At 73.7% G+C, this 18,186-nt stretch carries 18 protein-coding genes; 10 read left to right on the forward strand and 8 right to left on the reverse strand.

Annotated features, from left to right (window positions below):
* Positions 1–258: 258 nt before the first annotated feature.
* Entirely contained in the window at positions 259–1,131 is an 873-nt protein-coding gene (locus tag AB0917_RS27790) for an NAD(P)H-binding protein (protein WP_366822418.1), read from the forward strand.
* A gap of 268 nt (positions 1,132–1,399) precedes the next feature.
* On the opposite strand, the gene AB0917_RS27795 is transcribed toward AB0917_RS27790, so the two are convergent.
* Both AB0917_RS27795 and AB0917_RS27800 read right to left on the reverse strand, forming a co-directional pair.
* A complete protein-coding gene (locus tag AB0917_RS27795; RefSeq protein WP_366822419.1) occupies positions 1,400–2,368 on the reverse strand; it encodes an AraC family transcriptional regulator in 969 nt (322 codons plus the stop codon).
* 60 nt (positions 2,369–2,428) lie between these two features.
* Positions 2,429–3,622 (reverse strand): NAD(P)/FAD-dependent oxidoreductase, encoded by a 1,194-nt coding sequence (locus AB0917_RS27800; protein ID WP_366822420.1) that lies wholly within the window; start codon positions 3,620–3,622, stop codon positions 2,429–2,431.
* Between the two features lie 226 nt (positions 3,623–3,848).
* Between AB0917_RS27800 and fepB the strand changes: the two genes are divergently transcribed.
* The 3 genes from fepB to AB0917_RS27815 are packed head-to-tail and all read left to right on the forward strand — an operon-like array spanning position 3,849 to position 7,052.
* A complete protein-coding gene (fepB, locus tag AB0917_RS27805; protein ID WP_366822421.1) occupies positions 3,849–4,907 on the forward strand; it encodes a Fe2+-enterobactin ABC transporter substrate-binding protein in 1,059 nt (352 codons plus the stop codon).
* Between the two features lie 34 nt (positions 4,908–4,941).
* Positions 4,942–5,994 (forward strand): iron ABC transporter permease, encoded by a 1,053-nt coding sequence (locus AB0917_RS27810; protein ID WP_366822422.1) that lies wholly within the window; start codon positions 4,942–4,944, stop codon positions 5,992–5,994.
* Positions 5,991–7,052 carry an iron chelate uptake ABC transporter family permease subunit gene (locus AB0917_RS27815; RefSeq protein ID WP_366822423.1) on the forward strand — a complete coding sequence of 354 codons (1,062 nt, stop codon included), beginning with the start codon at positions 5,991–5,993 and terminating at the stop codon, positions 7,050–7,052. The genes AB0917_RS27810 and AB0917_RS27815 overlap by 4 nt, the downstream gene beginning before the upstream one ends.
* Positions 7,053–7,110: 58 nt before the next feature.
* Here the strand turns inward: AB0917_RS27815 and AB0917_RS27820 are convergent, their stop codons facing one another.
* Positions 7,111–7,524: a hypothetical protein gene (locus AB0917_RS27820; RefSeq protein ID WP_366822424.1), complete on the reverse strand. Its 414-nt coding sequence runs from the start codon at positions 7,522–7,524 to the stop codon at positions 7,111–7,113.
* A gap of 56 nt (positions 7,525–7,580) precedes the next feature.
* Between AB0917_RS27820 and AB0917_RS27825 the strand changes: the two genes are divergently transcribed.
* Together AB0917_RS27825 and AB0917_RS27830 are read left to right on the forward strand one after the other, a co-directional pair.
* Positions 7,581–8,423, forward strand: coding sequence for a helix-turn-helix transcriptional regulator (locus tag AB0917_RS27825; RefSeq protein ID WP_366822425.1), 843 nt, complete (start codon positions 7,581–7,583; stop codon positions 8,421–8,423).
* Positions 8,420–8,743: a DUF397 domain-containing protein gene (locus AB0917_RS27830; RefSeq protein WP_366822426.1), complete on the forward strand. Its 324-nt coding sequence runs from the start codon at positions 8,420–8,422 to the stop codon at positions 8,741–8,743. The genes AB0917_RS27825 and AB0917_RS27830 overlap by 4 nt, the downstream gene beginning before the upstream one ends.
* On the opposite strand, the gene AB0917_RS27835 is transcribed toward AB0917_RS27830, so the two are convergent.
* From AB0917_RS27835 to AB0917_RS27850, 4 genes are all read right to left on the reverse strand, one after another.
* Entirely contained in the window at positions 8,744–9,346 is a 603-nt protein-coding gene (locus AB0917_RS27835; protein ID WP_366822427.1) for a hypothetical protein, read from the reverse strand. It lies immediately after the preceding gene.
* A gap of 22 nt (positions 9,347–9,368) precedes the next feature.
* Positions 9,369–10,277: a zinc metalloprotease HtpX gene (gene htpX / locus AB0917_RS27840; RefSeq protein ID WP_366822428.1), complete on the reverse strand. Its 909-nt coding sequence runs from the start codon at positions 10,275–10,277 to the stop codon at positions 9,369–9,371.
* Between the two features lie 221 nt (positions 10,278–10,498).
* Entirely contained in the window at positions 10,499–11,182 is a 684-nt protein-coding gene (locus AB0917_RS27845; protein WP_366822429.1) for a pyridoxal 5'-phosphate synthase, read from the reverse strand.
* Between the two features lie 222 nt (positions 11,183–11,404).
* On the reverse strand, positions 11,405–12,052 hold the full coding sequence (locus AB0917_RS27850) for a TetR family transcriptional regulator (protein WP_366822430.1): 648 nt from the start codon (positions 12,050–12,052) through the stop codon (positions 11,405–11,407).
* A gap of 391 nt (positions 12,053–12,443) precedes the next feature.
* On the opposite strand from AB0917_RS27850, the gene AB0917_RS27855 reads away from it, so the two are divergent.
* On the forward strand, positions 12,444–13,253 hold the full coding sequence (locus AB0917_RS27855) for a VOC family protein (protein ID WP_366822431.1): 810 nt from the start codon (positions 12,444–12,446) through the stop codon (positions 13,251–13,253).
* A 240-nt stretch (positions 13,254–13,493) separates the two neighbouring features.
* Positions 13,494–15,905, forward strand: a complete 2,412-nt coding sequence (locus tag AB0917_RS27860) for a PQQ-binding-like beta-propeller repeat protein (RefSeq protein ID WP_366822432.1) — start codon at positions 13,494–13,496, stop codon at positions 15,903–15,905.
* A gap of 498 nt (positions 15,906–16,403) precedes the next feature.
* Here AB0917_RS27860 and AB0917_RS27865 read toward each other — a convergent pair whose 3' ends face one another.
* Complete coding sequence (locus tag AB0917_RS27865; RefSeq protein WP_366822433.1) at positions 16,404–17,114, reverse strand: hypothetical protein; 711 nt, start codon at positions 17,112–17,114, stop codon at positions 16,404–16,406.
* A gap of 272 nt (positions 17,115–17,386) precedes the next feature.
* Here AB0917_RS27865 and AB0917_RS27870 point away from each other — a divergent pair, with 272 nt between their 5' ends.
* On the forward strand, positions 17,387–17,917 hold the full coding sequence (locus AB0917_RS27870; RefSeq protein ID WP_366822434.1) for a hypothetical protein: 531 nt from the start codon (positions 17,387–17,389) through the stop codon (positions 17,915–17,917).
* 23 nt (positions 17,918–17,940) lie between these two features.
* Complete coding sequence (locus AB0917_RS27875; RefSeq protein WP_366822435.1) at positions 17,941–18,084, forward strand: hypothetical protein; 144 nt, start codon at positions 17,941–17,943, stop codon at positions 18,082–18,084.
* Positions 18,085–18,186: the final 102 nt, after the last annotated feature.

Genomic DNA, 18,186 nt, shown 5'->3' on the forward strand with positions numbered 1-18,186 from the left:
GCTGGGCTCATAACCCAGAGGTCGCAGGTTCAAATCCTGTCCCCGCTACTGAAGGTTGAGGCCCGGATCCAGTGGATCCGGGCCTCAACCGTGTTCCCCCTCCACGGGCGACGGGCGACGGGCTTCAGGCGCCGGACTCCGGGCGCTGGGTCCCGGGCGCCGAGCCCCGAATGCTGGACCCCAGATGCCGGACGGGCGGACATCCCTCCCGGACGCTGAGCCATGGCGGGGCGCGGGCGGCGGGGCGAGGCTTGATCCATGACACAGACGTACGACGCATCGCCCGCCCAGTCCCCCGTCCTGGTGCTCGGTGGCACCGGCAAGACCGGCCGCCGGGTGGTGGCCCGCCTCCGTGAGCTGGGGGTGGAGACCCGGGCGGCCTCCCGGTCCGGGCAGACCCCGTTCGACTGGGAGTCCCCGGCCACCTGGGCGCCCGCCCTGGAGGGGGCCGCCGCCGTCTACATCGTCCCGCTGGACACCGAGCCCTCCCCGACGCCCGCCTTCGTCGAGCAGGCCGTCGCCGCCGGGGTGCGACGGCTGGTGCTGCTCTCGGCCCGGGGCGTGGACGTGCCGGGCTACTTCGGCGACTCGGCCCTCGACGGAGGCCCGCACCTCCGGGGCGAGGAGGCCGTGCGCTCCTCCGGCCTGGCCTGGACGATCCTGCGCCCCGGCTGGTTCGCCCAGAACTTCAGCGAGGGCGTCTTCCTCGACGGCGTACGCGCCGGCGAACTGGCCCTCCCCGTCGGGGACGGCAGGGCCGCGTACGTGGACACGGAGGACATCGCGGCGGTGGCGGTGGCGGCGCTCACCGAGGACGGCCACGACGGCCAGGTGTACGAGCTGTCGGGCCCCCGCGCGCTGGGCGTCGCCGACGTCCTGGACGAGATCGCGAAGGCGACCGGCGGTGCCCGCGCCTCCTACGCCCCGGTCGAGGAGGCCGCATTCCGGGACGGGCTGGTCGCGCAGGGCATGTCGGAGGTGGAGGCCGGGCTCTGGACCGCCGCGCTGGACCCGATCCGCACGAGCCGGGAGGCCCCGCTGAAGGACGGCGTACGCCGCGCCCTGGGCCGCCCCGCGCGCGATGTCGCCGACGTCTTCCAGGACGCGGCGGCGGAGGGCGCCTGGGGCTGAGCGGACCGCAGGGGGAGGGCGCCTGGGGCTGAGCGAGTCGTGGGCGGAGGGATCTGGGGCTGAGCGGGCCTCTCAGCGGGCGGAGTTGGCCTGGAGCTGAGCGGGCCGCGCTCCACCACGGCCTCCACCCTCACCCCGCCACGGCCCGACAGCCGCCGGCCCGTCCGCCGCGCCCTCACCCGCCCGCGCCCTCACCCGCCCGCGCCCTCACCCCGCCACGGCCCGACGGCCGCCGACCCGTCCGCCGCGCCCTCACCCCACCCCGCCCTCACCCCGCCGGAGCCGAAGCCGAAGCCGAAGCCGGTGCCGTCCGCCCCGGTGCGGCCCCGCCCGCGCCGGACCCCTGGCGGTACGCGCTCGGGCTCTCGCCCCGGAGTCGTTTGAACGCCGCGCTGAAGCCGAACGCGTCCGCGTAGCCGACCCGTCGGGCCACCGCCGCCACCGTCAGCTCCGGGCGGGTCAGCAGGTCGGCGGCGAGGGTCATGCGCCACTCGGTCAGGTACGCCACGGGGCCGTCCCCGACCAGCTCCGTGAACCGCTTCGCCAGGGTCGTCCGCGACACCCCGGCGCGGGCCGCCAGCTCCGCCGTGGTCCAGGGGTGCGCCGGGTCCTCGTGCATCGCCCGCAGCGCGGGGCCCGCGACCTCGTCGCCGAGGGCTCCGTACCACCCCGGCGGCTCGGCCTCCGGGCGGTCGAACCAGTCCCGCAGGGTGCACACGAGCATCCAGTCCAGCAGCCGGTCCAGCACGATCTGGTGGCCGGGCCGCGCGCCCCCGATCTGCGCCACCAGGTAGTCGCGCAGCGGCCCGCAGTCGTCCTCGTCGGGCACGACGAGGGCCGGCGGAAGGGCCTGGAGCAGCCGCCTGGGGACCTCGGCCCGTACGTCGTAGGCGGCGGCCAACAGCACGGTGGGCCCGTCCAGTTCGGGGCCGTGGCCCGACGAGGGGGCCGCCTCGTCCTCCCAGCGGACCTCCCGCGCCCCCGCCCCCGTACCGTTCGCCGGGTCGTCGGTGAAGGTGAACGGCGCCGGCCCCCGTACGATCGCGGCCTCCCCGAAAGCCAGCCGCAGCGGCTCCCCGCCCTCCGGCACGAGCCAGCCGGCCCCCCGCATCGGCAGGCACAGCGTCAGGTAGGCCCCGTCCGTGAAGCGCAGGGACCACGGCGGCCACAGCACCGACCGCCCGAACACCGCACCCTTGCCCCGCACGCCCCGCAACAGCTCGTCGAACACGTCCATGGCGTCACGATAGGCAGAAGCACGCAGGACGCGCCGGGCCCCGCCCGGGAGGCCGGGGCCTCAGTGCGCCCGCGCCACCCTCTTGGCGATCTTCCCCGCGTCCAGGGCCAGTTCGCGGAGCATCCCGCTGATCGGGTTGGTGAATCCGGTGAAGTAGAGGCCCGGGGCCTGCTTCGGGGTGCGGCCGCCGTGGGCGACCGGGCGGCCCCGCGCGTCCAGCACGTCCAGGTGGCCGAGCATCGGCTCCAGGGCACGGGCGTAGCCGGTCGCGGCTATCACGGCGTCCGGGGTGAGGCGGGTGCCGTCGGCCAGCACCACCGCGTCCTGGTCGAACGAGGCGACGGTCGCCACGGGCGTCACCCGGCCGGCCTTCACCGCGTCGATCAGCCCCACGTTCTGCACCGGGATCGCCCCCTGACGGACCCGCGAGTACAGGCCCGCCTCCGGCCGTGGCAGCCCCTGCGCGGAGAGGTCCGGTACGGCGATCCGCGCCATCACGGCCCCCGCCCGGTCCACGAGCCACACCGGCAGCCGGCGGACCAGGATGCCGGTCGCCTGGGCCGGCCAGCCCGCCGTGGAGCGGCGCACGATGTGCGGGGCGGTGCGCACCGCGATCCGTACCCGTGAGGCCCCGCCCTCCGCCAGGTCCGCCGCGATCTCCGCCCCCGTGTTGCCGACGCCGACGACCAGGACGTCCTTGTCGGCGTACGGGGCCGGGGCGCGGTAATGGGCCGCGTGCAGCAGCTCGCCGGTGAACGTGTCGCGCCCCGGCCAATCCGGCACGCGCGGCGTGTGGTTGAACCCCGTGGCGACGACGACCGCGCGGCCCCGCAGGACGCGCCCGCCCGTGGCGGTGAGCTGCCAGTCGCCCGAGCCGTCGGGGTGCGGGTCGATCCGGGTCACCTCGACGCCCGTCACCACTTCCAGCTCGTGGTGCTCGGTGTACTTCTCCAGGTACCGGACGAGGTCGTCCCGGCTCACCCACCGCCCGAACCCGCGCGGCATCTTCAGCCCCGGCAGCGCCGACCAGCGCCGTGTGGTGTGCAGGCGCAGCCGGTCGTAGTGGCCGCGCCAGGAGGCGCCGACCCGGTCCGCCTTCTCCAGGACCACCGCCCGTACGCCCCGGGCGCGGAGCGCGGCAGCGGCGGCGAGGCCTCCGGGGCCGCCGCCGATGACGTAGACGGGGCGGTCGTCCGTACGGTCGGTGAGGGCGACGGCGTCGGTACTGCCTGTGGGGGACGGGCTGTTGGGCATGGTTCGGAGCGTAATCGCCCCCTCTGTTGATGGGTCTCGGTCAAGGGGGGAATCGATTGCGAATTGATCACGGGGGGCGTGATGCGGTGGTTGCGTGCCATTCGCCCCACCGCGTCATCGATAAGGTAAGGCTAACCTTGCTTCGTTGAGTGTGAGGTGACCACGGGGGGCCGTCGCGCGGTGCGGTGCCGCGCGCCCACCAGGCGGTCGAAGGGGTGGGACGGACATGGACGGCAGACAGTTGGCCCGGACGGCGACCGGTCGCGGCGGGTTCCCGGGGCTCCGGGCCGGGGTCAGGAGCGCGGCGGTGCTCGCCGCCGGACTCCTCGCGCTCACCGCCTGCGGAGGCGGAAGCGACGCGGCGGACGCGGCCGACGCGAGCGCCAAGGGCGACCGGGGCGGAGACAAGGCGGCCACCGCCACCCGCTCCGTCGAGCACGACGCCGGAACCGCCGAGAAGGTGCCCGCCCAGCCGAAGCGCATCGTCTCGGTCAGCGTCACCATGACCGGCCACCTGCTCGCGCTCGACGCCCCGGTCATCGCCTCCCAGGCCACCCCGCCCTCGGTCATCACCGACCAGCAGGGCTTCTTCTCCCAGTGGTCCGACGCCGCGGCCGAGAACAGCGTCAAGGTCGCCTACCAGGGCTTCGAGCCCGACGTGGAGAAAGTCCTCGCGCTGAAGCCGGACCTCATCGTCGGCGCCTCCTCCGGCGCGGAGAACGCCGAGAAGTTCTACGACAAGCTCTCCGTCGTCGCCCCCACCCTCCTCTACCGCCACGACGACGTCTCCTGGCAGGACCTGACCGCCCGCCTCGGCAAGGATCTCGGCCTGGAGGAGCGCGCGAGCGAGGTCGTCGCCGCCCACGACAAGCGGGTCGGCGAGGTCAAGGCCGCCATCACCGTGCCGAAGCAGCCCGCCGCGCTCGTCCGCGACAACCAGTCCGCGATGACCGTCTTCACCCCCGAGTCCGCCCAGGGCCGGCTGCTCACCTCGCTCGGCTTCACCGTCCTCGAACCGCCCGCCGGCAAGGGCCAGACGCAGGGCGGCCGTTCGGACTTCGCCGAGTTCAGCCAGGAGAAGGTGGCCGACACCGCGAAGGACAGCTCGCTCCTCTTCGTCAGCCACACCCCCGAGGAGATCACCGCCGCCACCGCGCGCCCGGTCTGGAAGGACCTGCCCGCCGTCGAGGACAAGCGCGTGTACGACCTCGGCCTGGACACCTTCCGGCTGGACTACTACAGCGCGGGCAACCTGATCGACAAGATCGAGAAGGCCTTCGGCTGACGGTGGTCCGTACGAGGCCGAGGCCGAGACAGACGTGAGCCGTACGAAGCCGAAGCGCGCCGCGACGGGCGCCTCACGCACGCGGTACGCCGCCGGGCTCACGGCGGGGCTGCTCCTCCTGGCCCTCGCCGTGGCCGGCGGCCTCGCCGTGGGCGCGCGGCCCGTGCCTCCGGCCGAGGTGCTGGCCGCGCTGTTCGACCCCGACGCCCCGCACGCCTCGCTCGTCCGGGAGGTCCGGGTGCCGCGCACGCTGCTCGCCGTCACGGCCGGGGCGGCGCTGGGCCTGGCGGGGGCGGTGATGCAGGGCATGACCCGTAATCCCCTGGCCGACCCGGGCATCCTCGGCGTCAACACCGGGGCCGCCTGCGCGGTGGTCGCCGCGACCGTGCTGCTCGGTACGCGCTCGCTCCAGGCCGTCGTCTGGTGGGCGCTCCTCGGGGCGGCCGTGGCGGTGGTGGTCGTGTACCTCCTCGGCGGCCGGGGCGCGGGGCGCGGCACCCCCGAAGGGCTCGTGCTCGCGGGGGTGGCCGTCACCGCCGTGCTGGGGGCGGTGGTCAGCGGGCTCGGGGTGCTGGACGCCGACGCGTACGGGACCCTGCGCATCTGGTCCGTCGGAACGTTGGCGGGCCGCGAACTCCCGGTGCTGTGGGAGGTGTTGCCGTTCCTCCTCCTCGGTGCGGCGCTCGCGCTCACCGTCGCGCCCGCCCTCGACGCCTTCGCGCTCGGCGACGAGGCGGGCCGCGCGCTGGGCGTCGCCCCCGGACGCGTACGGCTGCTCGGCACGCTCGCCACGGTGCTCCTCAGCGGCGCGGCCACCGCCGCCATCGGCCCGGTCGGCTTCATCGGCCTGGTCGCCCCGCACGTGGCCCGCCTGCTCACCGGCCCCGACCACCGCCGCCTGATGCCGTACGCCGTCCTCATCGGCGCGGGCCTGCTGCTCGTCGCGGACATCGTGGGCCGGGTCGTCGCGCGCCCCGCCGAGATCCAGGTGGGCATCGTGACGGCGTTCGTGGGCGCGCCCGTACTGATCTGGCTCATCGGCCGGGGCCGGCGGTCCGCCTCCCGGAAGGCGGTGGCGACGGCATGAGCGCTGCCGGCAGGCCCGTGGCCGCAGGGGACCGGGGCCCCGGCCACCGCACCCTGCGCCTCACCCCCGGCCGCCTCTCCCTGCGCGTACGCCCCCGACCCCTCGCCGTCACGCTCCTGCTGGCCCTCCTCGCGGCGGGCAGCGGCGCCCTCGCGCTGACCCGGGACGGTCTCGTACCGCCCGCCGAGGTGCTGGGCGCGCTGCTGGGCGCGGGTTCGGAGCAGGCCGCGTTCGTGGTGCTGGAGCTGCGGCTGCCCCGGGTGGCCCTCGGGCTCGTGGTGGGCGCGGCGCTCGGCGGGGCCGGGGCGCTGTTCCAGCAGCTCTCCCGCAACCCGCTCGGCAGCCCGGACATCGTGGGCTTCAACTCCGGTGCGGCGACAGGCGCGTTGCTGGTCCTGCTGCACGGCGACGCGGCGTACGTGGCGGCCGGGGCGGCGGGCGGCGGCCTGGCCACGGCGGTGGTCGTCCAACTCCTCGCCCGGCGCGGCTCGTTCCGGGGCAACCGGCTGATCCTCGCCGGGATCGCGGTCGGTTCACTGCTGGCCTCGGTCAACGCGTACCTGCTCACCCGGGCCGCCCTGGACCACGCCCAGTCGGCCCAGCTCTGGCTGATCGGCAGCCTCGGCTCCACCGAACGCCACCAGATCCTCCCCGCCGCCCTCGCCCTGGCCGCCCTCCTGCTGGCCGCCCTGCCCACGGTCCGCCGCCTGGACCTGCTGGAGATGGGCGACGAGGCGGCGGGCGGCCTGGGCATCCCGGCCGGCCGCACCCGCGCCCTCGTCCTCCTGATCGCGGTCGGGCTCAGCGCGGTGGCGGTCTCGGTCGCCGGGCCGATCGTGTTCGTGGCCCTGTGCGCACCGCAGTTGGCCCGCCGCCTCAGCCGGGGTACGGGAACGGGGCTGCTGCCCGCCGCCGCGATGGGCGCCCTGCTGCTCTCCGCCTCCGACCTGGTCGCCGTCACACTGCCGACGGCGGGCCCGCTGCCGGTGGGGGTGGTGACCGGCGCGCTGGGCGGGGTCTACCTGGCGTGGCTGCTGGGCCGCAGGCGGCGGAGCTAGCGGGGCGGCGGGACGGCCGCACCGCTCCTCCGCCCCGCAGGCCGAGGCGCCCCTCGGGTCACCCGCCCTCCGCCGCCGGGGCCAGCTGGGCCAGCACCAGCCCGTGCAGCAGCTCCGGGTCCACGAACTCGTCCTCCTCCGGCGCCCCGTACCGCCAGCTCAGCGGATACGTGTTGCCGTCCGGGGCCGGGATGCCCACCCACTGGTCGCGCGCGGCCGGCCCGAAGCACTTCGCGCCCGGCGGCCAGTCGTACCCGTCGCTCGTGCCCGGCGGGATCAGGAAGTACGTCCACCGCGCCCCCGCCATCTCCCGCACCACCGGCCCCGGCTCGTCCTCCGTCAGGGTGGCCAGATGCTGGAGCACGGCCTCGCCTCGCACGCCCCGGAGCCGGATGGCGTCGAAGTGAATTCCGGTGAGGTGCAGTTGGTGCCCGGCGGTGGGTACCCATTCGGGGTGTTTCTTGCTCGTCATGGCTACGAGCATTCCCCCGGCTGCGTAGCGTGACCAGCAGGACACGGACCACATCGATGCGATGTGAGGAGGGCGGGACGGCTGTGGGGACGAGTAGTGAAGCGACGCACGGGCGGCGGCTCGTGGGAGAGCTGATCCGTATCCACCGGGTACGGGCCGGGCACACGCAGAAGACGGCGGCGGATGTGCTGCTGATCTCGGAATCCCTGATGGGAGCGGTCGAGCGGGCGGAACGCATTCCCTCGCGCGACCTGCTGATGGACGCCGAGCAGGCGTTCGGGGCGGACGGCGCGCTGGAGGCGTGCTGCGAGCTGGTGGATGAGGAGAAGTACCCCGCGAAGATCCTGGACTGGGTACGGCTGGAACGTCTGGCACGCGTCATCAGTGCGTACGAGACGATGGTCATCCCGGGATTGCTCCAGACCGAGGCGTACGCGCGGGCACTGTATGAGGCGCGAGTACCGGCGTACACGGAGCAGGAGATCGTCCGGCACGTCGAAGCCCGGATGGAACGTGGCGCGGTGCTGTACCGGAAGACACCGCCACGCGTGGGGTACGTCATCGAGGAAGCGGTCCTGGAGCGTCCGCTCGGCGGCGACGCGGTGCTCAAAGAGCAGCTCCGGCACCTGCTGGAGTGCATGCGGACGATGAACCACCTGACGCTGCAAGTGATGCCGACCCGCCGCCATACGCACGCCGGTCTGAACGGGCCGATGAAGCTGATGGCCACGGAGGAAGGCCGCCCCCTCGTGTACCAGGAAGGGCAAGGGGGCGCTACGTTGATTTCCAAGCCCGAACGGGTCAGCGACCTTTTCGACCTCTTCGGCACCCTGCGTGCGCAGGCGCTCAACCCCTGGGAGTCTGCCGAGTTCATCGAGAAGAAGGTGGCAGAACTGTGAAAACCGGGCCCGAACTGTTCTGGTTCAAGTCCAGTTACAGCAACAACGAGGGCGGCGAGTGCATCGAAGTCGCTTACGACTGGCGCAAGTCCAGCTACAGCGGCAATGAAGGCGAGGCCTGCGTCGAGGTCGGCTACAACTGGCACAAGTCCAGCCACAGCAGCAACGAGGGCGCGGCCTGTGTAGAGGTCCCCACCTGCCCCCACACCGTCCACGTCCGCGACTCCAAGGTCACCGACGGGCCCACCTTCGGGGTCGCCCCGGCCGCCTGGACCGCGTTCCTGGACCACGCGACCGCGACGGCCACCGTCACCGGCTGATCACAGCCCCGGCGCCCCCCACACCGGGAACCACCGGGAGAGGTCCTTCTCCACCCGGAGGTCGTCGCCGAGGGCGCTCCGCACCTGGAGCTCCAGTTGGTTGTCCCGCTTCTCGGCGTCGCCGGGGAGCGGGGCGAACGGGTAGAACGTGCCGCGCTTGTAGAGGTAGACCAGCGCCAGCGACCGGCCCTCGGCGCCGTCGGCGCCCTCCGCGTCCCGGAAGCCGATCAGCGAGCAGAGCAGGTGCGGGCCGAAGCCGCCGTCCTGGAGCAGGGTGTTCACCGCGTGCAGGTCGTTGACCAGGGCCGCCGTGTCGTCGGCCGGGTGCTCGGCGAGGAGCCAGGTGTAGCCGTACGGGTCCCGGCTGAACTCCACCGGGATGCCGCCGCGCTCCGTGTCCGCGTCCAGCAGCTCCCGCACGTCCTCCTGGAGGCGGGCGAAACCGCCGCCCTCCACCCCCGCGAAGCAGACCGAGCCCAGGCCGGTCGGCGTGAAGCCGGTGGCGGCCTGGAGGGTGAGGGCGGCCGAGGGGACGGCGAAGAGCTGGTCGAGGTCGGGGCGGACGGGTTTGCTGCGGCCGAGGATGGCGTCGAGCAGGCCCACGGACGTAACTCCTTGAGGTGGCTCAGCGGGACAGGTCGGTGGAGATGCGGGACAGCTGGTCCAGGCGCTGTTCCAGCGTCGGGTGCGAGGAGAACAGCCGGCCCAGGGACTCCTTCGAGGAGAACGCGGGCATGAAGTAGAACGCGTTGTACGGCTCCGCCTTGCGCAGGTCCTCGGTCGGGATGCGGGCCATCTGCCCGCTGACCTTCGTCAGGGCCGAGGCGAGGGCGGAGGGTCTGCCGGTGAGGAGGGCGGCGGCGCGGTCGGCGGAGAGCTCGCGGTAGCGGGAGAGCAGCCGGGTGAGCAGGAAGCTGATCGCGTACACGACGGCGCTGATCAGCGGGATGAGCAGGAGCAGGATGCCGGCCGGGTCGTTGCCGGGCCGGCTGCGCGCGAAGCCGCCCCACAGGGCGATGCGCGTGATGATGCCCGCCAGGACGCCGAGGAACGAGGCGATCGTCATGACGGCGACGTCCCGGTGGGCGACGTGCGACATCTCGTGGGCGAGGACGCCCTCCAGCTCCTCGGGCTCCAGTCTGCGCAGCAGGCCCGTCGTGGCGCAGACGAGGGCGGTCTTCTCGCTGCGGCCGGTGGCGAACGCGTTCGGTACGTCGCTCTCGGCGATGGCCACCTTGGGTTTCGGCATGTCCGCCAGCGCGCAGATCCGGTCGATGGTGCCGTGCAGCTCGGGGGCCTGCTCGGGGGTGACCTCGCGGGCGCCCATGCCGTACGCCGCGATGCGGTCGCTGAACCAGAACTGGGCGATGAACAGGCCGCCCGTGATGACCAGGATGATCGGCCAGGAACCGCGCAGGGCCGCGAGGAGCACGCCGACGAAGACGACGTACAGCAGGCCGATCAGGAACATGGTGGTGACCATGCGACTGGTCAGGCCCCGGTCCGGGGCATAGCGCGAACGGGCTCGTGGCATCGGTGCCTCCCAACGGTTCGCCTTCCTCCCATAGTGCCCCTTTCTTGTCGCAACCGAGTAAGGGGGCGCTGTGCGGGCGGCTGAGTACGTCGGTGCCTCCAGGTCTCGCCGCCTCCGGGCTTCCGCCGCCTCCGGGCTTCCGCCGCCTCCGGGCCTCCGCCGCCTCCGGGCCTCCGCCGCCTCCGGGCCTCGGCGTCTCCGTGCCTCGGTGCCGCCGAGTCTCAGGGCCAGAGCAGTTCGCGGGTCCAGGTTCCGGTTTCCGTACGGCGGTAGCGCAGGCGGAGGTGGCGGCGGCGGGCGTCGCCCTGGAAGAACTCGGCCTCGGCCGGCTCGACCACGTACCGGGTCCAGGTCGGAGCCTCGGCGTCCGGTTCCGCCTGGGCCCGCTCCCAGGCCGCGTCGGCCGCCCGGTGGAGGGCGCCCACCGAGTCCACGACCTCGCTCTGGGTCCCGGTCAGGGCGGCGGCGAGGGCCCCGGTGGACCGGGCGTGCAGGTCGGCGTGGCTCTCGGCCGGGGTGCAGCGGGTGACGGCTCCCCGGACCCGTACCTGGCGCCCCTGCGCGGGCCAGTAGAAGCCGAGCGCGGCGTACGGGCGGGCGGCGAGCTGGTGGCCCTTGGCGCTGGTGGCGTGGCTCGCGAAGTGGAAGCCGCGCTCGTCGGCGTCGTGCAGGAGCAGGGTGCGTACGTCGGGGAGGCCGTCGGCGTCCGCCGTGGCCAGTGACATCGCGTGCGGCTCCACCTGCCCGGCGGCCACGGCCTCGGCGAACCAGGTGTGGAAGAGGGGCACGGGGGCGGCCGGGGCGGTCGCCGGGTCGAAGGACGGCAGCTCGGTGTCCCAGACACGCTGGGCGTGCAGGAGACCGGCGAAGGGGCGGTGCGGGGTGGGGTCGCTCATGGTGGCCATTGGACCGCACGGGCCCCGTCCGTACCACAACGACGTGCTGGAGCCGCAGCGGCTGCCCGCGCTGCCCGCGCTGCCCGCGCTGCCCATGCTGGCGATACCAGAAGCGCGTCCGGGAGCACTGCGGGCGACGCCGGAAGCGTGTCCGGGAACACCGACGGCGGACCACCGGCAGGGTGCGTGGTGGTCCGCCGTCGGTGAGACAGGACGTGCGTGCCGGCGGGCTTACCTGGTGGGCTTCTTGCCGGTGATGCCGAGGTGCACCAACAGCGCCAGGTTCGGGCGCAGTTCGGCCTGCTTCACACCCCAGGTGGTGAACCCCTTCTGGTGCGAGGCGACCGCGGCCAGCATCGTGACCAGGGAGCCCGCCATCGCGGCGGCGCTGACGTCCTTGTCGACCTTGCCCTTGGCCTGGAGCTCCTTGACCGACTCGGTGAGGGAGTTGGTGACCGAGCTGAGGATCTTCATGCGGATCTTGTAGAACCGTTTGTCCCCTTCGGCGGCACCGAGGTCGATCACGCGGAGGATCGCGTCGTTGCGGCGCCAGAAGTCGAGGAACCCTTCGACGAGTTCCTCGGCCGCCTGCCAGCCGGCCTTGCCGACCCAGGGGCGTTCGGTGACCAGTTCGGTCAGTCCGGCGCCCTCCTTGGCGACTTCCTCGGCGATCTCGAGGACGGCGCCCTCCACATCGGGGAAGTATTGGTAGAAAGTCGCGGGTGAAGTCCCGGCCTTCCGGGCGACGTCGATGACTTTGACGTCCCGGTACGGCGAGGAGCTGAGCATCTCGCTGAGGCAGTCGAGCAGCTTCTGCCGCGTCGCCTGACCGCGTCGACCGGCCACTCGGCCGTCGACGGTACGTACTTGTCCTGTCATGCCGTCAGCTTACCGAGGGGTGATGGGAGCGCGATTCGGCCGACTGCAAATGGGGAACGCCGCAGGACTGCGGGGGTGTGGGGGTGTGCGGCGAATGTTTTCGGCCACGGTGGTGGGGGTGTGTACGGGCCTCCGGTCCGGGGCCTGTTTCCAGCCGCGCGAGCAGTCGTCGTCGCCAAGCAATAGTGTTATCAACAGCCTGTGGACAACTTCGGTGGACAACTTTCGTCCACACGGTGCCCAGCCCTTCACCATCCGGGCAGATGTTCCCTCCGGGGGCGTTTCGACGGGTGCGCGGTGCGTGCGTTCGGCCTCCGCCGGGGCGCGCGGGACCGGGCGTGACGTTACGTTGACTGTGACGGGCGTCACTGCAACGGAAGGACCGGGCCCCATGGCCGCATTCGCGCACTCGGCGCCGTGCTGGGTGGACGTGCAGCTCTCCGACCTCGAAGCGGGCAAGCGCTTCTACGGCGGTCTCTTCGGCTGGACCTTCCGCGCGGGCGACGGCATGCCCTTCGCGGACGCCCTGAGCGACGGCAGGCTCGTCGCCGCCCTCGCCGCCAAGAAGGACGGGCGGATGCCCACGGCCTGGGGCGTCTACTTCGCCACCGACGACATCCGGGCCACCGTCGCCGCGATCCGCGAACACGGCGGCCAGATCATCACCGACCCCGTACGGGCCGGACAGGCCGGGATCGTGGCGCAGGCGGCCGACCCCGGGGGCGCGGTCTTCGGCCTCTGGCAGCCCGAGGGGCGCGCGGGGTTCGAGAAGCAGAACGAACCCGGCTCCTTCTGCTGGACCGAGGTCCACACCCGGCAGCCGGACCGGGTGGACCCCTTCTACGAGAAGGTCTTCGGCTTCCGGGGCACCGACCTGGACGAGGCGGGCGACGACGTCTCCGACGACGCCGAGGCGCTGGTCGACTTCCGGATGTGGACGCCCGAGGGCAGCGAACCCGGCCCGGACACCGCCATCGGCGGCCGTAGCGTCATCACGGACGCGTTCCCCGCCGAGATGCCCAGCTACTTCCTCACCTACTTCGCCGTCGGCGACTGCGACGCGGCGGCCGAACTCGCCGTACAGCTCGGCGGCCGTGTCTCAGCGCCGCCCTTCGACATCCCGTACGGGCGGATGGCGGTCCTCCACGACGACCAGGGTGCACTTTTCGCCGTGCTCCAGCCGAGCGAGCTGCTTCCCTGACCCGCCGCGTACCGGTGGGGCGTACCGGTGTGGGCGAGAATCAGCCGAAGTGGCATGAGACACCCACTTCCGCCCCCGGGTTCGCAACCGGCGCCCGAGCCAGGAAGAATCAGGGGGCGCACCGCCAGGTGGTGCCCAGCGGTGAGACGCCGCGCAGGCCGGGAATCGCCCCGGGCGGCAACGGGTGGTAATTCGCGGGCTTCGTCGCCGAGGTCCGTACGGGGAGGTGGCAGGCACGTGATGGAGCAGCTGACGCAGCACGACCCGAGACGGATCGGCCCGTTCGAGGTGCTGGGACGGCTCGGGGCCGGCGGCATGGGGCTGGTCTATCTCGCCCGGTCGGCGTCGGGCCGCCGGGTGGCGATCAAGACGGTACGGACCGAGCTCGCCGAGGACCAGCTCTTCCGGGTCCGCTTCACGCGCGAGGTGGAGGCCGCCCGCGCGGTCAGCGGGTTCTACACCGCCGCCGTGGTCGACGCCGACCCGCGCGCCGCCGTGCCGTGGCTGGCCACCGCCTATGTGCCCGCACCCTCGCTCGAGGAAATAGTGAACGAGTGCGGCCCCATGCCGACCCAGGCCGTGCGCTGGCTGGCCGCCGGCATCGCCGAGGCCCTCCAGTCCATCCACGGCGCCGGGCTCGTCCACCGCGACCTGAAGCCCTCCAACGTGCTCGTCGTCGAGGACGGCCCCCGGGTCATCGACTTCGGCATCGCGTCCGGCGTCTCCAACACCCGCCTGACCATGACGAACGTCGCCGTCGGCACCCCCGCCTACATGTCGCCCGAGCAGGCCCGCGACTCGCGCAGCGTCACCGGGGCCAGCGACATCTTCTCGCTGGGCTCCACGCTCGTCTTCGCCGCCACCGGCCACGCCCCCTTCCACGGGGCCAACCCGGTCGAGACGGTGTTCATGCTGCTGCGCGAGGGGCCCGACCTGGAGGGGCTGCCGGACGACCTGCGGCCGCTGATCGAGTCGTGCATGCAGATGGACGCCGTCCAGCGGCCCAGCCCCGCCGACCTCCAGGCCCAGCTCGCCCCGCACCTCTTCGCCTCCGGCGGCGACGACAGCGGTACGGCGTCGGCCTGGCTGCCGGCCACCGCCACGGCCATGATCGAACGGCGCCGGGGAGGCGGCCGCCCCGCCCCGCCCCCGCCTTCCGCGCCCCCGCCGCGCCCCCCGCAGCCCCCGCGCGCGCCGGACCGCTCCCCGGGGCGGGACCCCGACTGGCGCAGCGGCGGCGACCTGCGCTCGCCCTCCCCGCGCTCCTCGCCCGCGCCGGTGTCGGTCCCGGCGCCCTCGCCCGACGGGGGCCCCGTCCACCTGCCCGGGGCGAAGGCGCCGATCGGCCCTGGGCCGCGTGCGGGGGAGGGGCGGGGCGCCGCCGCCGCGCACCCGGCCGCCGCGACGGGCTGGGTCCGCCCGCCCGCCGGGCTGAACGGCTCGGCCGGGACGTCCACGGCGCCCACCGCGCCCGTACCGGCTCCCGGACCCGCTCCGGACGTGCCCGCCGCGCCGGACCGCTGGCGGCCCTGGCGCTTCCGCATGTCCAACGACGTGTGGGGGACGCCCGTGGTCTCCGGCGACCTGCTGTACGTGACGTCCTTCGAGATCCACGCGCTGGACGTCGGCAACGGGCGGCGCCAGTTCAAGACCCGGGACGTGGCCTGGGCGATGGCCGTCGAGGGCGGCCGCATCCACGCCTCGGACGGCCCGTCCCTGTACGCCCTGGACGCGGCGACCGGCGCCGAGCAGTGGCGGCTGCGGACCGACGCCTGGGTGTACGCGCTCAAGGCCGACCGGGGCACGGTGCTGACCGCGACCCGGGGCGGCGGCGTCCAGGGGTGGGAGGCGTCCAACGGCGACAAGCTGTGGGAGATCACCGGGGTCCAGAGCGACTTCGAGACGGCGGAGGCCGCGCCGGTCATCCACGACGGCACGGTCTACGTCTGGCAGGACGCCCGGCTGCGCGCGCTGGACGCCCGTACGGGCCTGGAGCGCTGGTCGTACCCGATCGGCGACGCGGCCTCCTGCGGCGGCGTCCCGGTCCGGGTGACCCCGGCCCCCGACGGCTACGTCTACATCGCGGCGGGCACCCGGGTACTGGCCGTGGACACGGTCTCCGGACGGGTGCGCTGGCACTTCGAGTCCCCGGCGGTCTTCCTCTCCCCGCCCGCGTTCGCACCGGGCCCGGCGGTGACCGGCGGCGGGGTCTACCTCGCGGACTACCTGGGTACGGTGTACGCGCTCGACGCGACGACCGGCAAGGACCGCTGGCGCATCGCCACAGAGGCCCGCTCCTCCATCGAACCGGTGCTGGTCGCGGTGGGCAACGTCCACGTGGGCAGCGGCAGCGCGCTCTACACCCTGGACGCGGTCACCGGCACCCCGAAGTGGCGCTTCGCGGCGGGCGGCGACGTGGTCGGCTCCCCGGTCGTGGCCGACGGCCGGGTCCACTTCGGCTCGGCGGACCACGTGCTCTACACCCTGGACGCGGCAGGCGGCCAGCTCCGCTGGAAGCTGGCGACGGGCGGCGAGATCACGGGCTCCCCGGTGGCGGAGGCGGGCGTGGTCTACGCATGCAGCAAGGACCGCTGCGTCTACGCACTGGACGCCCTGAAGGGCACAGGCACGGGGAGCCGCGCCAGAACCTGACCACGGCCGGGGGGCGTCCGGCGGACACTCCGGCCCACGCGGCGGACTCTCCCACCCGCGCGGTGGACTCTCCGGCCCGCCGGGCGGACTCCCCAGGCCGCGCGGTGGGCACCCCCGCCCGCTCGGTGGTCTCCCCAGCCCGTCCGGCGGATTCCCCAGCTTGCGCGGCGGGCACCTCAGCGTGCTTGGCGGACTCTCCAGCCCGTCCGGCGGACACCCCAGCCCGTCCGGCGTTTGAGGACGGAACCGTTGACGGGGGGACCGGTCTGCTCGGGCGGGGCTGGCGCCCCGGAATCCCAGCCCGTCCGGCGTTTGAGGACGGAACCGTTGACGGGGTGGCCGGTCTGCTCGGGCGGGGCCGACGCCCTGGAATCCCAGCCCGTCCGGCGTTTGAGGACGGAACCGTTGACAGGGGGACCGGTCAGCTCGGGCGGGGCCAGCGCCCCGGAATCCCAGCCCGTCCGGCGCTTGAGGACGGAACCCCCGACCGGGTGACCGTCACCCCTCCGGCGGCCGGTGCGGCGGATGCACCGGATCCCGGGGGTCCTCAGGGCCCACGGCCCCCCGCTCCGGCGGCGCCTGCGGATACGACCGCGTACGGGCGTCGTGGGCGCCATGGGGGTCATGGGGGTCGGGCCCCGTGTACGGGTCCACCTCCGGCTCCGGCCACGGCGACGTCTGCGTGGACATCCCCGGCTCCTGCGTGGGCGGCCAGGTGTCCACCTGATCCGGCCCAGGCGCACCGTACGGCTCCGGCTCCGACTCCCGCTCCCCGGCCCGCCGGACACGACGCCCCCGACCCCGCCCCGACATCAGCAACGCCCCGATCAGCATCAGCACCCCGCCCGCAGCCGCGTTCGCGACCCCCACCTGTAGCCCCGCCCCGTCCCCGCCCACCGTGAGCGACCCCGCCGCCTGCCCCTGGCGGACCATCCACAGGACCGTGAAGCCCAGCACCACGAGCCCCGCGAACGCGACCACGAGCCGGGACCGCAGCACCACCCCCACGATCACCAGCACCGCCGCGACGAGGAACGGCAGCAGGATCGAGACCAGCACACCCGACCCGGTGTCCGTGATACCGCCGAAGAGGTCCCGCACCCGGTAGTCCTGCCCCGCCCGCCCCTCGTACCAGTCGCGGAACGGGCTCAGCACGGCGGAAGCCGCCCCGGCCAGGGCGACGAGTGAGCCGAGGATGTTGCGGATCATCGTCAGCCTCCAACGGCGTACGGCGAACACCCCCCGCACGGACGACGCTACGCCGGGACGATCACCCTCGCCACGCGGACGCCCCCCCCGCCACGCGGACGCCCCCGCCCCGCCCCCCCGGACGCACCCGGCCGCCGCGCGGATGCCCCGGCCCGCAGACCATGACCGGACCGTGACAGGGCCATGACCTACAGACGGGCTCCATCCGGCATGCTGTGGCACGGCAGCACGAGGAACGACAACAGGGAACGACAACAAGGGGGGCTGCGTCCATGATGCGGCGACAGATGAAGCTCGCGGCGGTCCTGGTCGTGGTGGTGCTCGCGCTCACCGGATTCTCGACCTCCACCAGCGGAGGCAAGGGCAGCAAGAGCAAAGGAAGCGGCAGTTCGGGCGGCGGCTGCTCCAACTCCAAGAAGAGCAACAGCGGTTACCGTCACACCGACTACGACGACGATGACTACGGCGACAACTCCTCGTCCGGCTCGTCCGGTTCCTACGGAACCCCGACGCCCACCGCGTCCGACGACCCCGCCGTCCGGGTGATCCGCTGCACCCAGCCCGGCAAGGGCAAGCGCAAGGCGGTCACCGCGTCCGTGATCGAGCTGCGGTCCAACGACACCCGCTCGCACACGTACGAGGTCGACGTGACCTTCCTCGACGCCCGCGGGAACACCGTCGACACCGCCGAGACCACGACGACGCTCGACGCCGGCGACGTACGCAACCTCACCGTGCGGATGGAGAGCCCCCGCCGGGTCTCCGAGGTCAAGCGGTGCGAGGTCACGGCCCAGCTGCTCTGAAGCCGGGGGCTTCACCGGACGGGGTGAACGGGCCGGGGCCGACCTCGCTCCTCGAGGGCGGGTACGGCCCCGTCACCGACGCGGACCTGGCCGCCGCGAAGGCCGAGCGGCGCGAGATCGAGCAGTGGTTCACCGACCGGGCGGCGGACGAGGGGGGCCGAAGGTGAGGCGTTCGACGCGCACACGCCCGAGGGGCCCGAGCAGGGGCACCTGCTCGACACCGCCCACCACCAGGTGCTGGTGATCGTCGCAGTTAGTCATCACCACGC

The organism is Streptomyces sp. NPDC007346 (assembly GCF_040703535.1).
GTDB lineage: Bacteria > Actinomycetota > Actinomycetes > Streptomycetales > Streptomycetaceae > Streptomyces.

Excerpts from the sequence above, each read along its gene's own strand:
- AB0917_RS27790 (WP_366822418.1), top strand. The coding sequence starts at position 259 with ATGACACAGACGTACGACGCATCGCCCGCCCAGTCCCCCGTCCTGGTG.
- AB0917_RS27795 (WP_366822419.1), bottom strand. The coding sequence starts at position 2,368 with ATGGACGTGTTCGACGAGCTGTTGCGGGGCGTGCGGGGCAAGGGTGCG.
- AB0917_RS27800 (WP_366822420.1), bottom strand. The coding sequence starts at position 3,622 with ATGCCCAACAGCCCGTCCCCCACAGGCAGTACCGACGCCGTCGCCCTC.
- fepB (WP_366822421.1), top strand. The coding sequence starts at position 3,849 with ATGGACGGCAGACAGTTGGCCCGGACGGCGACCGGTCGCGGCGGGTTC.
- AB0917_RS27815 (WP_366822423.1), top strand. The coding sequence starts at position 5,991 with ATGAGCGCTGCCGGCAGGCCCGTGGCCGCAGGGGACCGGGGCCCCGGC.
- AB0917_RS27820 (WP_366822424.1), bottom strand. The coding sequence starts at position 7,524 with ATGACGAGCAAGAAACACCCCGAATGGGTACCCACCGCCGGGCACCAA.
- AB0917_RS27825 (WP_366822425.1), top strand. The coding sequence starts at position 7,581 with ATGCGATGTGAGGAGGGCGGGACGGCTGTGGGGACGAGTAGTGAAGCG.
- htpX (WP_366822428.1), bottom strand. The coding sequence starts at position 10,277 with ATGCCACGAGCCCGTTCGCGCTATGCCCCGGACCGGGGCCTGACCAGT.
- AB0917_RS27845 (WP_366822429.1), bottom strand. The coding sequence starts at position 11,182 with ATGGCCACCATGAGCGACCCCACCCCGCACCGCCCCTTCGCCGGTCTC.
- AB0917_RS27850 (WP_366822430.1), bottom strand. The coding sequence starts at position 12,052 with ATGACAGGACAAGTACGTACCGTCGACGGCCGAGTGGCCGGTCGACGC.
- AB0917_RS27855 (WP_366822431.1), top strand. The coding sequence starts at position 12,444 with ATGGCCGCATTCGCGCACTCGGCGCCGTGCTGGGTGGACGTGCAGCTC.
- AB0917_RS27860 (WP_366822432.1), top strand. The coding sequence starts at position 13,494 with ATGGAGCAGCTGACGCAGCACGACCCGAGACGGATCGGCCCGTTCGAG.
- AB0917_RS27865 (WP_366822433.1), bottom strand. The coding sequence starts at position 17,114 with ATGATCCGCAACATCCTCGGCTCACTCGTCGCCCTGGCCGGGGCGGCT.
- AB0917_RS27870 (WP_366822434.1), top strand. The coding sequence starts at position 17,387 with ATGATGCGGCGACAGATGAAGCTCGCGGCGGTCCTGGTCGTGGTGGTG.